The organism is Streptomyces sp. NPDC054932 (assembly GCF_053610205.1).
The window spans coordinates 36,087-48,920 of the sequence record NZ_JBSGXU010000002.1 but is presented as its reverse complement, the minus strand read 5'-3'; the positions used below and the strand labels follow the sequence as shown (position 1 = coordinate 48,920).

10 protein-coding genes are annotated in these 12,834 nt (G+C 70.8%); 4 read left to right on the top strand and 6 right to left on the bottom strand.

Annotation, left to right across the window (positions count from 1 at the left end):
- Window positions 1-3: 3 nt before the first annotated feature.
- The gene (locus ACWGE1_RS00935; protein WP_453418422.1) at window positions 4-918 is read left to right on the top strand and encodes a MerR family transcriptional regulator; all 915 of its coding nucleotides are present in this window, start codon (window positions 4-6) and stop codon (window positions 916-918) included.
- A gap of 134 nt (window positions 919-1,052) precedes the next feature.
- Here ACWGE1_RS00935 and ACWGE1_RS00930 read toward each other — a convergent pair whose 3' ends face one another.
- A complete protein-coding gene (locus ACWGE1_RS00930; protein WP_453418421.1) occupies window positions 1,053-1,868 on the bottom strand; it encodes an aquaporin in 816 nt (271 codons plus the stop codon).
- Between the two features lie 133 nt (window positions 1,869-2,001).
- Here ACWGE1_RS00930 and ACWGE1_RS00925 point away from each other — a divergent pair, with 133 nt between their 5' ends.
- Both ACWGE1_RS00925 and ACWGE1_RS00920 read left to right on the top strand, forming a co-directional pair.
- The gene (locus ACWGE1_RS00925) at window positions 2,002-2,541 is read left to right on the top strand and encodes an RNA 2'-phosphotransferase (protein WP_453418420.1); all 540 of its coding nucleotides are present in this window, start codon (window positions 2,002-2,004) and stop codon (window positions 2,539-2,541) included.
- Between the two features lie 92 nt (window positions 2,542-2,633).
- Complete coding sequence (locus tag ACWGE1_RS00920; protein ID WP_453418419.1) at window positions 2,634-2,801, top strand: hypothetical protein; 168 nt, start codon at window positions 2,634-2,636, stop codon at window positions 2,799-2,801.
- Between the two features lie 40 nt (window positions 2,802-2,841).
- Here the strand turns inward: ACWGE1_RS00920 and ACWGE1_RS00915 are convergent, their stop codons facing one another.
- Window positions 2,842-3,747, bottom strand: a complete 906-nt coding sequence (locus tag ACWGE1_RS00915; RefSeq protein ID WP_453418418.1) for an LLM class flavin-dependent oxidoreductase — start codon at window positions 3,745-3,747, stop codon at window positions 2,842-2,844.
- Window positions 3,748-3,854: 107 nt separating this feature from the next.
- On the opposite strand from ACWGE1_RS00915, the gene ACWGE1_RS00910 reads away from it, so the two are divergent.
- The gene (locus tag ACWGE1_RS00910; RefSeq protein WP_453418417.1) at window positions 3,855-4,742 is read left to right on the top strand and encodes a Cof-type HAD-IIB family hydrolase; all 888 of its coding nucleotides are present in this window, start codon (window positions 3,855-3,857) and stop codon (window positions 4,740-4,742) included.
- Window positions 4,743-4,781: 39 nt separating this feature from the next.
- Here ACWGE1_RS00910 and ACWGE1_RS00905 read toward each other — a convergent pair whose 3' ends face one another.
- From ACWGE1_RS00905 to ACWGE1_RS00890, 4 genes are read right to left on the bottom strand one after another with little or no spacing between them, the layout of a single operon-like run.
- Entirely contained in the window at window positions 4,782-6,560 is a 1,779-nt protein-coding gene (locus tag ACWGE1_RS00905) for a GAF domain-containing sensor histidine kinase (RefSeq protein WP_453418416.1), read from the bottom strand.
- Between the two features lie 21 nt (window positions 6,561-6,581).
- The gene (gene cydD, locus ACWGE1_RS00900) at window positions 6,582-10,184 is read right to left on the bottom strand and encodes a thiol reductant ABC exporter subunit CydD (protein ID WP_453418415.1); all 3,603 of its coding nucleotides are present in this window, start codon (window positions 10,182-10,184) and stop codon (window positions 6,582-6,584) included.
- 56 nt (window positions 10,185-10,240) lie between these two features.
- A complete protein-coding gene (gene cydB / locus ACWGE1_RS00895; RefSeq protein WP_453418414.1) occupies window positions 10,241-11,242 on the bottom strand; it encodes a cytochrome d ubiquinol oxidase subunit II in 1,002 nt (333 codons plus the stop codon).
- An 18-nt stretch (window positions 11,243-11,260) separates the two neighbouring features.
- Window positions 11,261-12,766: a cytochrome ubiquinol oxidase subunit I gene (locus tag ACWGE1_RS00890; RefSeq protein WP_453418413.1), complete on the bottom strand. Its 1,506-nt coding sequence runs from the start codon at window positions 12,764-12,766 to the stop codon at window positions 11,261-11,263.
- Between the last annotated feature and the right edge of the window lie 68 nt (window positions 12,767-12,834).

Sequence of the window (12,834 nt, the reverse complement as noted above, 5' to 3'; positions counted from 1 at the left end):
GGATTGTCCGATCAGGCGGTAGCCGAGTACCGGATCGAGGATCTGGCACACCACAGCGGGGCCACAGTGCGCACGATCCGTGCGTACCAGGACCGTGGTCTGCTGCCGAAGCCGGAGCGGCGGGGCCGTTCCAACGTCTACCGGGACACGCATCTGGCGCGGCTGCGGCAGATCGCAGACCTGCTGGACCGCGGCTACACCCTGGCCTCCATCAAGGAACTGCTGGAGGCCTGGGACGCGGGCCGCGGTCTGGGCGGCGTCCTCGGGCTGGTCGCCGAGGTGCACGGGCCGTGGACCGACGAGGAGGCGGCCCGGATCAGCCGGGAGGAGCTGAACGAGCGGTTCGGAGGCAGGCCGGACGACGACGCGGTGGACGAGGCGTGCGAGCTCGGGGTGCTGGAGCGGATCCCGGGGCGCCCGGACGAGTTCCACGTGCCCTCCCCGCAGGAGCTGGCCGTGGCCGCCGAGCTGTACGCGGCCGGGGTGCCGCTGTCGGCGATCACCGGGCACCTGCGGGAACTGCGGGGCCAGGTGGAGCACATCGCCTCACGGTTCCTGGAGTTCACCACCGAGCACGTCTTCGCGCGCTATCTCGGGCAGGTACCGCCCACGGACGCGGATGCGGCGGAGGCGGCGACGATGGTGCGACGGCTGCGGCCGCTGGCCCAGCAGACCGTGGACGCGGAGCTGGCCCGGGCGATGCGGCTCTTCGCGACCCGGCATCTGCAGCAGCACCTGGGGGCGGCCGGTACGCCGGGACCGGCGGGGCCCTCGCCGGTGGCACTGCCGGCCGGGACCGTACGGGCGGTGCAGGAGCTGGTGGGTGCCGATCACGTGGCGGAGTTCGTCCGGGCCGCGACGGAGCGGGAGCTCCAGGCCCGGACCATGAACGACCTGGCGCGCCGGGGCGAGCGGTGACGCCGGTGGGAACGGTTACGGCAGGTCGGGCTTAGTCCACAGGTTCCACAGGGCGGATCACGCGTTTGCCGTCAAAACCCGCCCAAACGGCTGTGGACAAGTCCCCTTTTCCTGTGGGCAACTGAGACGCGGTCTCATCCGACGGTCTCGTACGCCGCCTTGGCGGAACTCGCTCCGTCCGCCGGCCCCGTCTCCGGCAGGGCCGCCGGAACGGTCTCGACCGTCGCCGCCCCTGTCCCTGCCGCCGCCCGCTTCGCGGTCCGGCCGGACCCGGTCCCGTACAGGAGCGCGGCCAGGGCCAGGCCGAGGATCCCGCCGACCAGCTGGGCACCGACGAATCCGGGCAGCGACTGCGGCGCTATGCCGGTGAAGGAGTCGCTGAAGCTGCGCCCGATGGTGCCGGCCGGATTGGCGAAGGACCCGGAGGAGGTGAACCAGATCGCGGCCGCGATGTACGCCGCGACCGCCGCCGGGATGAGCCTGGGGCGCCCGATGCGACCGAGGCCCTGGATCAGGAGGACGAGACCGGCGGTGGCGACCACCTCGCCGATGAGCAGGTGACCGCCGTCGCGCACCTGGGTGGCGAAGGTGCCCGGCGTCCGGCCGAACATGACTTCCGCGAGGAGGGCGCCGCCGATGGCTCCCGCGCTCTGCGCCGCGGTGTAGACGAGCGCCTCGCGGCCGCCCAGCCCCTCGCCGCCGGTGCGCCGGAACCACCACGAGGTGAGGGTGACCACCGGGTTGAGGTGGGCGCCGGACAGCGGCCCGAAGAGGGTGATGATCAGCCCGAGGCCAATGGCCGAGGCGAACGAGTTGGCGATGAGGGCGACACCGGTGTCGCGGCTGAGCTCGGCGGCCTTGAGCCCTGAGCCGATGACGACCACGAGCAGACCGGCCGTACCGATCAGCTCGGCAGCGGCACGGCGTGACAGTGAGGGTTGGGCTGTCATGGTTTCTCCCCCTGAGCAGAAGTGGCAGCGGAAAATATATTCCGCATCTTGGAATGGCGATAGAGGGGGTCCACCACCGGTCGCCCACGGAAAATCCCTGCATCGGACCGTCCCGACCCGGCACGCTGGAGCCATGGATGAAAGACGCACCGTGAAGGTGTCGAAGTACGTCTCGAAACACCTGCGCCACCAGCCGGAACGGATCGGACTGGTGCTCGACCCCCACGGCTGGGTGGAGATCGACGACCTCCTGCGCGCGGCGGCCGCGCACGGCTTCCACTTCAGCCGGGGCGAGCTCGACCATGTCGTCGCCGCCAACGACAAGCAGCGGTTCGCTGTCGACGGCACCCGGATCCGGGCCAGCCAGGGGCACACCGTCGCCGTGGACCTTGATCTTCCGGAGGCCGAACCGCCCGCGTACCTGTACCACGGCACCGTCGCCGCAGCCCTGGACTCGATCCGCACCGAGGGCCTGCGCCCGATGGCCCGCCACCACGTGCACCTGTCCCCCGACCGGGAGACCGCCACCCGGGTCGGCGCGCGACGCGGCCGGCCCGTCGTGCTCAGCGTCGACGCAGGAGCGATGCGCGCGGCCGGTCACGTCTTCAGGATCAGCGCCAACGGAGTGTGGCTGGTGGACGTCGTACCGCCGCAGTTCCTCCGCTTCCAGTAGTTCCGGTGGCTCCCACCACCTCTGCTCCAGGTCGCACGTCTGCGTCCGCGAGCTCCAGCAGAACGCAGTGGACGCGATGATGACCGCGCGCCATGCCCTCGACCGGGCACCTCACGGTCGTCGGGGCGGATCCGGCGCCGCACGTCTCTGCGCTGATCGACGAGGCCCGGGCGCTGCCGGAGGTCGACCTGCCCTTTGGCTCCCGCCATCGGCGGAGCGCCCGCTCGCGCCTGACGGACGCACCCCGAGGGGTGTCCTGATCGTCGCCGCCCCTCGTGAGGGGCGGCGACGACCGGCGGATCAGCTGTCGAGCTGGGCCAGGGCCTCGGTGGCGATCTTCTCGAAGACGGCCTCGTCGGAGGCGAAATCGGAGTCCGGGATCGGGGCGTGGATCACCAGCTCGGTGAAGCCCAGCTCGCGGTGCCGGCCTGCGAAGTCGACGAACGCGTCCAGGGACTCCAGCACGGTGTTGGCCTCCGGCGTGAAACCGGTCAGAAGGATCTTCTCCACGGGCTCAGGGTCCCGCCCGATTTCCAGGAAGGCCTTGCCGAGGCGTTCGAGCTGCCCGCGCAGGGCTTCCCGGGACTGCTCGGGCGTGCCCTCCTCGAAGAGCTTCGGGTCGCCCGTGGTCACCCAGGCCTGACCGTGCCGGGCAGCGAGCCGCATACCGCGCGGCCCGTTCGCGGCGACCGCGAACGGCAGCCGCGGCCGCTGCACACAGCCGGGGATGTTGCGGGCCTCCACCGCGGAGTAGAAAGTGCCTTCGTGGCTCACCGAGCCCTCGGTCAGCAGCTGGTCCAGCAGCGGCACGAACTCGGCGAAGCGATCGGCGCGCTCGCGCGGGGACCAGGCCTCCTGGCCCAGCGCAGTCGCGTCGAAGCCGTTGCCACCGGCACCGATCCCGAGGGTGATGCGTCCGCCGGAGATGTCGTCCAGGCTGATGAGGTCCTTGGCGAGGGTCACCGGGTGACGGAAGTTCGGCGAGGTGACGAGCGTGCCCAGACGCATCCGCTCGGTGGCGGCGGCCGCCGCGGTCAGGGTGGGCACCGCACCGAACCACGGACCGTCGCGGAACGTCCGCCAGGACAGGTGGTCGTAGGTATAGGCCGTGTGGAATCCGAGCTGCTCAGCCCGGAGCCACTGATCGCGGCCTCCCTCGTGCCATCGACGTACCGGAAGGATCACCGTGCTCAGACGCAGACTCATGCTTGGAGCCTACGGTGAGCCGATGTTTCACGTGAAACATCGGCGTTTCACGTGAAACATCGCCCGAGGTCGCAGCCTCCCCGCCCATGGTCGGGACGCTCCCGGCCATGGGCGAAGATGGAGCCGTGACCTCGGCTCCCCAGCGCCCTGACGGGCCAACCCCCACGCCCCGGCTCATCGCCACCGACCTCGACGGCACCCTGCTGCGCGACGACAAGTCCGTCTCACCGCGCACCGTTGCCGCACTCGCCGCCGCCGAGGAGGCCGGGATCGAGGTCTTCTTCGTCACCGGCCGCCCGGCCCGCTGGATGGACGTGGTCAGCGACCATGTCCACGGCCACGGCCTCGCGATCTGCGCCAATGGCGCGGCAGTGGTCGATCTCCACGCCGGACGGGAGTTCGTTCAGGTCAGGCCCCTGCCACGAGTGACCGCACTCGCCGTCGTCGATGCCCTGCGGGCCGCGGCACCCGGCACTTCCTTCGCGGTCGAGCTGACCACCGGCATCAACTACGAGCCGGCCTACCCGCCCTTCTTCAAGGACCCGGGCGCCAGGGTCGCCACCGCCGAGAAGCTGCTGCACGAGGACACGGACGAAAGCGCCGCACCCGTGCTCAAGCTGCTGGCGCACCACGCCGAGCTGGCCCCGGACGAGTTCCTGACGCTGGCGCGCTCCACCGTCGGCGAGCACGCGTCGATCACCCGCTCCAGCCCCACCTCCCTGCTGGAGGTCAGCGGGCCGGGCGTGTCCAAGGCGAGCACCCTCGCACTGTGCTGCGCCGAGCGGGGCATCTCCCCCGCCGAGGTGGTCGCCTTCGGTGACATGCCGAACGATGTGGAGATGCTCAGCTGGGCGGGCACCTCGTACGCGATGGGCAACGCCCACCCCGATGTGATCGCGGCCGCGTCCGGTCGCACGGTCGCCAACAACGAGGACGGGGTCGCTCTCGTCATCGAGCGCATCCTCGCCGAACGGACCGCGCAGCAGCAGGTCTAGGCCGTCCAGGGCGAGCCCGGCACGATCGGCAGGGCACCCCTAGACAGCGGGCTGCAGCGGGGCCTCCCACACCACTGTGGTCCCGCCGCCGTCCTCGCCGATGCCCGGGCCGTACGAACTCGCGCCGCCCAGCGACTCGGCCCGCCGACGCAAGTTCCGCAGCCCGCTGCGGCGGCCGCCCTCGGGGATGCCCACCCCGTCGTCGGCGACCTCCAGCCTGACCCCCGGCCGGCCGTCGGCGAGCGTGATGGTGGAGTCGAGCACCACTTCGATCCGGGTCGCCTCGGCATGGCGGAAGGCGTTGGAAAGGGCCTCCCGCAGCGCGGCGATCAGGTTCTTGCCCACCAGCTCGCCGACGACCGCGTCGATCGGACCGAGGAAGCGGTGCGCGGGCTTGAAGCCCAGGGGTACGGCGGCCATGTTGATCTCCCGGAGCACCCGGGTGCGCAACCCGGACGGGGCTTCCGCCGGGCCCTGCTGAAGGGCGAAGATCGCGGTGCGGATCTCCTGGATCGTCACGTCCAGTTCGTCCACGGCCTTGCCCACACCGTCACGCACCTCCGGCACGATGGACCGGCGCTGGGCGACCTCCAGCATCATCCCGGTGGCGAAGAGCCGCTGGATGACCAGGTCGTGCAGGTCGCGGGCGATCCGGTCGCGGTCCTCGAACACCGCCAGCCGCTCGCGGTCGCGCTGCGCCTCGGCCATCATCAGGGCGAGCGCCGCCTGTGAGGCGAACTGCGTGGCCAGCGTCCGCTCGGCCTCGGTGAAGGGACGTCCGCTGCGGGCCCGGGGGGTGACCAGCGCCCCCAGGACCCGCCCGCCGCTCTGCAGGGGCAGCAGCATGCAGGGGCCGTACTGGCGGGTGAGCCTGCCGGCCATGCGGGGGTCGGACGCGGCGTCGTCCACGAAGACCGGCTCGCCCTCCAGGAGCCTGTCCACCACCGGACTCCCGGCCGGGATCACCACGCCGAGCGAGGTGGCCGGGTGGTCGGCAGAGACGGCGACGATCTCCATCCCGCCCTCCTCGGCCGGGAGCATGACGATCCCCGCGGCGGAATCGGCCAGTCGGCGGGCCTGTTCGGCGACCACGGCGAGGGCGTCGTCGGCGTCCCCGCCGGACAGAAGAGCGGTGGTGACGGCCACCGAGCCGTCGATCCACCGCTCCCGCTGGGTGGCGGCCTCGTACAGCCGGGCGTTGCCGATGGCGATCCCCGCCTCGGTGGCGAGCACCCGGACCATGTGGATGTCGTAGTCGTTGAACTCGCCGCCGCCGTTCTTCTCCGCGAGATAGAGATTGCCGAAGATCTCACCCTGGACCCGGATCGGCACCCCGAGGAAGGTCTTCATGGGCGGGTGGTGCGGCGGGAACCCCGCCGAGCGCGGGTCCTTCGCCAGATCGGCGAGCCGCACCGTGTCGGAGTGCGCGATCAGCGCTCCGAGCAGGCCCCGCTTCCCGTCAGGACGGTGTCCGATCTTCCGTGCCTGTGCGGAGCTGATCCCGTGGGTGACGAAGTCCGAGAGCCCGCGCCCCTCCGTGTCCACGACGCCGATCGCCGCGTAGCGGGCGTCCGCGAGCTCGGCCGCCGTCTCGCAGATGCGGTCCAGCGTGGAGTGCAGCTCAAGCCCGGTCCCTACCGACCTCATGGCCTCCAGCAGTTGCGGTACCCGGGCCGTGAGCTCGGTGGACAGGCCGTGCAGACTCCTGGTGGCCTGGGCGGCGGCCACCAGCGGGTCCGGCGATCCGTGGGGCACCGGTGTTCCCGGCGATGGATCCGGTGAGGAATCCGAGGATTCCTGCGGCTGCTGCGCTGACATGGTCTTGAGACTAGTTAGTCCCTATTGGCGGGGAAAGTTGGCCAAAGTCCCGTCCGTTGCCCTTTCACGCTCCAGCAGCCGCCGCAGCGGCCCTTCGGTGACTGCCAGCTCCGCGTACGGGCCGCGCTGCACGACCTCTCCGCGGTCCAGCACGAGCACCTCGTCGACCGCCTCCAGGCCGGCCAGCCGGTGCGTGATCAGCACGGTGGTCCGGCCCTCGGTCGCGGCCAGCAGATCCGCCGTCAGGGCGTCGGCCGTGGCCAGGTCCAGGTGCTCGGCCGGCTCGTCCAGGACCAGTACGGGGAAGTCCGCGAGCAACGCCCGGGCCAGGGCCAGTCGCTGGCGCTGACCGCCCGAGATCCGCTCGCCGTGCTCGCCGACCAGCGTGTCCAGCCCGTCCGGAAGGCCGTCGGCCCACTCCAGCAGCCGGGCCGCGGCCAGTGCCTCCCGCAGCTGCTCCTCGCTCGCCCCGGTCCGGGCCAGACGCAGGTTCTCCCGTACCGAGCTGTCGAAGATGTGGGCGTCCTGGGCGCACAGCCCCACGAGGGCGCGTACGTCGTCGCCGTCGAGCGTGCGCGCGTCGCTCCCGCCCAGGCTGTACCCGCCTTCGGCCGGGTCGAGGAACCGGAGGAGGACCTGGGCCAGCGTGGTCTTGCCGGAGCCCGAGGGGCCGACGACGGCGATGCGACGTCCGGCCTCCAGCGTCAGGTCCAGGTCCCGCAGTGCGGCACGCTCCTGGCCGGGGTGACGGGCGGTGAGCCCGGTCAGCCGCAGCGGGAACGGCGAGGCCGGGGCTGCGGCCGCCTGCTCCGGCTCGGCGACCGGGACGGGCGCGTCGATGACCTCGTAGACCCGCTCGGCGCTACGGCGTACCCGCTGGCGGTACTGGACGGCGAGCGGAAGTCCGCTCACGGCCTCGAAGGCGGCCAGCGGGGTCAGGACCGCGACGGCCATGGCCACCCCGGACAGCCGACCGTCGTGGACGGCGTTCGCGGCCACGGCCGCGGCGGCCACGACGGTGAGCCCGCACACCAGGGCCGACAGGCCGCTGCCGAGCCCGGCCGCGGCCGAGCCCCGTGCGGCGATGCGCGTCAGCAGGCGGTCGCTCTCCCGCGCCCGGCCCTTACGGTCCCCCAGCGCGCCGGCCACGGTCAGCTCCGCGGTCCCGGTGAGCACATCGGCCACTCGGGTCGCGAGTTCGCCCCGGGCGGGCGCGAGCCTTCGCTCCGCCCGGCGGGCGCAGGCACCGCTGACCAGCGGCACCCCGATACCGGCGGCGAGCAGTCCGACGGCCAGTACTGCTCCGGCCCCTGGCAGCAGCCAGGCGGTGAAGGCGACCGAGCCGGTTCCGACGAGCACGGCGGTGCCGACGGGCAGCAGCCACCGCAGCCAGTAGTCCTGCAGTGCATCGGCGTCGGCCACCAGCCGGGCCAGCAGGTCCCCGCGCCGGTGCTCGCGCAGTCCGGCGGGCGCGATGCGCTCCAGCCGGCGGTACACCGAGACCCGCAGGTCGGCGAGCATCCGCAGCACGGCGTCGTGCGAGACGAGCCGCTCGGCATACCGGAAGACGGCGCGGCCCATCCCGAAGGCGCGGGTGGCCGTGACGGCCACCATCAGATAGAGCACGGGCGGCTGCTGCGAGGCCCGCGAGATCAGCCAGCCCGACACGGCCATCAGGCCGACGCTGCATCCGACGGCCAGCGCCCCGAGCAACAGCCCGAGCCTGAAACGCCCTTGCCATGCCCTGGCCACCGCCCGTACCCGCCGCAGCGGATCACCAGCAGCACTCGAGCCGACCGCACCCGGGGCCGTCCCGCCACCGATGCGCACCCGCTCGGGTGCGGCGCCGAGGATCCACTCCCCGGCGTCCGGGACGTGGTCACCGAGGTCACCGAGGTCTCCGGGGGACCGGAACCCGCCGCCGTCCGGGGAAGCGGCGCGGCGGGGGAGTGGCCGCACGGCCGGGTCCCCCTCCGGGCCGTCTCCCGCGGTCAACGGCACCACCCGGTCCGCGACGGCGAGCAGCGCAGGCCGGTGCACGACCAGCAGCACGGTCCGCCCCGCAGAGAGCCTCCGGACCGCTTCCACGATCCCCGCCTCGGTCTCGCCGTCCAGCGCCGCCGTCGGCTCGTCCAGCAGCAGCACGGGCCGGTCCGCCAGGAACGCGCGTGCCAGGGCCAGCCGCTGGCGCTGTCCGGCGGACAGTCCCACACCGCCCTCACCCAGCGGGGTCTCCACCCCGCGCGGCAGCGCGCTCACGAACTCCCAGGCCCCGGCGTCCTTCAACGCCTCGGCCACATCGGCGTCGGGGGCCCCCGTGCGGGCCAGCCGTACGTTCTCGGCGATCGTCCCCGCGAACAGGTGCGGCCGCTGCGGCACCCACGCGATCTGCTCCTGCCAGTGCGCCGGCGACAGCTCGGCCAGGTCCACGCCCGCGACCCGGACCTGCCCGGCGGTCGGCTTCACGAACCCCAGCAGAACCTGGAGCAGCGTGGACTTCCCGGCCCCGCTCGGGCCCGTGAGGGCCACGCACTCCCCCGGCCCGACCGTCAGCGAAACCGGCCGGGGCGAGTCCTCGCCCCGGCCCTCGTGGCGGACGGCGATTCCTTCGACCTCGATGTGCAGGGGAGCGCCGACCGGCAGCTCGGCCGTGCCGGCGGGACCGGCGGTGGGGGTCTCCAGAACCTCGAAGATCTCCTCGGCGGCCGCCAGCCCTTCCGCGGCGGCGTGGTACTGGGCCCCCACCTGCCGCAGCGGCAGGTACGCCTCGGGAGCCAGGATCAGGATGACCAGTCCTGTGTAGAGGTCCAGTTCGCCGTGGACCAGCCGCATGCCGATGGTCACGGCCACCAGTGCCACCGACAGGGTCGCCAACAGCTCCAGTGCGAAGGAGGAGAGGAAAGCGATGCGCAGGGTCCGCATCGTCGCGCGCCGGTAGTCGTCGGTGATCTTGCGGATCGACTCGGCCTGGGCCTTGGCCCGGCCGAAGACCTTCAGGGTGGGAAGCCCGGCCACCACGTCGAGGAAGTGCCCCGACAACCGCGAGAGCAGCCGCCACTGGCGGTCCATCCGGGACTGCGTGGCCATGCCGATGAGGATCATGAACAGGGGAATCAGGGGCAGCGTGACCACGATGATGGCCGCCGACACCCAGTCCTCGGTGACGATACGGGCGAGCACCGCCACCGGTACGACCACCGCGAGCCCCAGCTGGGGCAGGTAGCGGGAGAAGTAGTCGTCGAGCGCGTCCACGCCCCGGGTGGCGAGTGACACCAGCGATCCGGTCCGCTGCCCGGTGAGCCAACCGGGCCCGAGCTCCGCGGCCCGGTCCAGCAGCCTTCCCCGGAGTTCCGACTTGACCGCCGCGCCGGCCCGGTGCGCGGCCAGCTCCGTCAGCCAGGTGATCAGTGCGCGCCCGAGAGCCACGGCGGCAAGGAGCAGCAGCGGCGTCCGGAGCGCTGCGCCGTCCTGCCCCTGCTCGAAGGCACCGACCACGATCTCGGCGATCAGCATCGCCTGGCCGACGACCAGCCCCGCACCGGCAAGACCCAGGGCCACCACCGCCCCGAGGAAGAGGCGGGTGGAACGGGCGTACCGGAGCAGGCGCGGGTCGATCGGTTTCACGTGAAACATCCCCTCGGGGAGGTCAGCCGGACAGGCAGGTCATGCGTCGCAGGGGCTCAGTGCACATCGACGATGTGCTGCGTCCCGATCCGCTTGCGGAACACCCAGTACGTCCAGCCCTGGTAGAGCAGCACGAGCGGGGTGGCCACGGCCGCACACCAGGTCATGATCTTCAAGGTGTACGGGCTCGACGAGGCGTTGGTGACGGTCAGGTTCCAGGCGTCGTCCAGCGAGGACGGCATGACGTTCGGGAAGAGCGTGAGGAACAGCATCGCGACGGCCGCCGCGATGGTGACCCCGGAGAGTGCGAACGACCAGCCCTCACGGCCCGCAAGGTTGAAGCCGAGCGCCCCGACCAGCGCCAGCACCGCCACGGCCATCGCGATCAGGCTGTTTCCGTCGCCGCGCGAGACCTGGGTCCAGATCAGGAAGACCAGGGCCAGTACGGCCGTGACGACGCCCAGCCGGGTCGCCAGCTCGCGCGAGCGGTCCCGGATGTCACCGACGGTCTTGAGCGAGGTGAAGACCGTGCCGTGGAACGTGAAGAGGGTCAGGGTGACCAGGCCGCCGAGGATCGAGTAGACGTTCAGCAGGTCGAGGAAGCTGCCGACGTACTCCTTGTTCTCGTCGATCTTCACGCCGCGCACGATGTTGGCGAAGGCCACGCCCCACAGGAACGCGGGGATCAGCGAGGTCCAGAAGATCGCGTGTTCCCAGTTGGTCTGCCACCGGTCCTCGGGACGCTTGTGCCGGTACTCGAAGGCGACGCCACGGATGATGAGGCAGATCAGGATCAGCAGCAGCGGAAGGTAGAAGCCCGAGAAGAGGGTGGCGTACCAGTCGGGGAAGGCCGCGAAAGTGGCCCCGCCCGCGGTGAGCAGCCAGACCTCGTTGCCGTCCCACACGGGCCCGATCGTGTTGATCAGGACCCGCTTCTCCGTGCGGTCACGGGCGAGCAGCTTGGTCAGTACGCCGACTCCGAAGTCGAAGCCCTCCAGGAAGAAGTAGCCGGTCCACAGGACGGCGATGAGTACGAACCAGACATCGTGGAGTTGCATGGTGTGCTCTCCTCGGCCTCAGTACGAGAAGGCCATCGGCCGGTCGGGGTTCTTGTCGTCCCCGCCGATCTTGGTGGGCGGGTTGAGATCTGCCTCGGTGAGTTCGGGCGGTCCGGCCTTGACGTACTTGACGAGGAGCCTGACCTCGATCACGGCCAGCACGGCGTACAGGAGCGTGAAGCCGATCATCGAGGTGAGCACCTCGGCCTGGGAGACGTTCGGCGAGACCGCATCCCTGGTGCGCAGGACTCCGTAGACCACCCAGGGCTGGCGGCCCATCTCGGTGAAGATCCAGCCCCAGGAGTTGGCGATGAGCGGGAAGCCCATCGTCCAGAGGGCGACGATCCAGTACAGGTTGGCGAACTTCGGGCTCAGGGGCTTCTTGAAGAGCACCAGGTGCGGTACCTCTTCCTCCCCGGTCCGCAGCCCGGCCGGCAGCATGAACCGCTTGCGGGTCAGCCACAGGCCCAGCGCTCCGACACCGACGGAGGCCATGCCGAAGCCGATCATCCAGCGGAAGCCCCAGTAGGCGACGGCGATGTTGGGCCGGTAGTCGCCGGGGCCGTACTTCTCCTGCTCGGCCTTGTTGACGTCGTTGATGCCCGGGACGAAGGAGGTGAAGTCGTCGTTGGCCAGGAAGGACAGCAGGCCGGGGATCTCTATCGCCACCTTGTTGTGGCCCTTGTCGACGTCTCCGTAGGCGAAGACGGAGAAGGGCGCGGGCGCCTCGCCGTCCCACAGCGCTTCCGCGGCAGCCATCTTCATGGGCTGCTGCTTGTACATGACCTTGCCGAGCAGGTCACCGCTGATCGCCGTGCCCATACCGGCGATGATCATGACGACCAGGCCGAGGCGCAGCGAGCTGCGCATCACGGGGACGTGCTTCTTGCGCGCCAGGTGGTAGGCGGATATTCCGGCCATGAACGCGCCACCGACCAGGAAGGCCGCGGTGATCGTGTGGAAGAACTGGGTGAGCGCGGTGTTCTGGGTCAGCACGAGCCAGAAGTCGGTGAGCTCGGCCCGGCCCCGCTCCTCGTTGATGCGGTACCCGACCGGGTGCTGCATCCAGGAATTGGCCGCCAGGATGAAATAGGCGGACAGGACGGTGCCGATGGACACCATCCAGATGCAGGCCAGGTGGATCTTCTTCGGCAGCTTGTCCCAGCCGAAGATCCACAGACCGATGAAGGTCGACTCGAAGAAGAAGGCGATCAGCGCTTCGAAGGCCAGGGGGGCCCCGAAGATGTCGCCGACGAATCGCGAGTAGTCGGACCAGTTCATGCCGAACTGGAATTCCTGGACGATGCCGGTGACGACACCCATCGCGATATTGATCAAGAAAAGCTTTCCCCAGAACTTCGTGGCTCTGAGGTACTTCTCCTTCTCGGTGCGCACCCACGCGGTCTGCAGGCCGGCCGTGAGCGCGGCGAGCGAGATCGTCAGGGGCACGAAGAGGAAGTGATAGACGGTGGTGATGCCGAACTGCCATCGCGCCAAAGTCTCCGGCGCCAAAGCTAGGTCCACGTCCTCGTCTCCTTCGGGTCGCCGTGGTCACAGCGGCAGCTTGCCTGTTGTGTCCCACTCAATTCGGG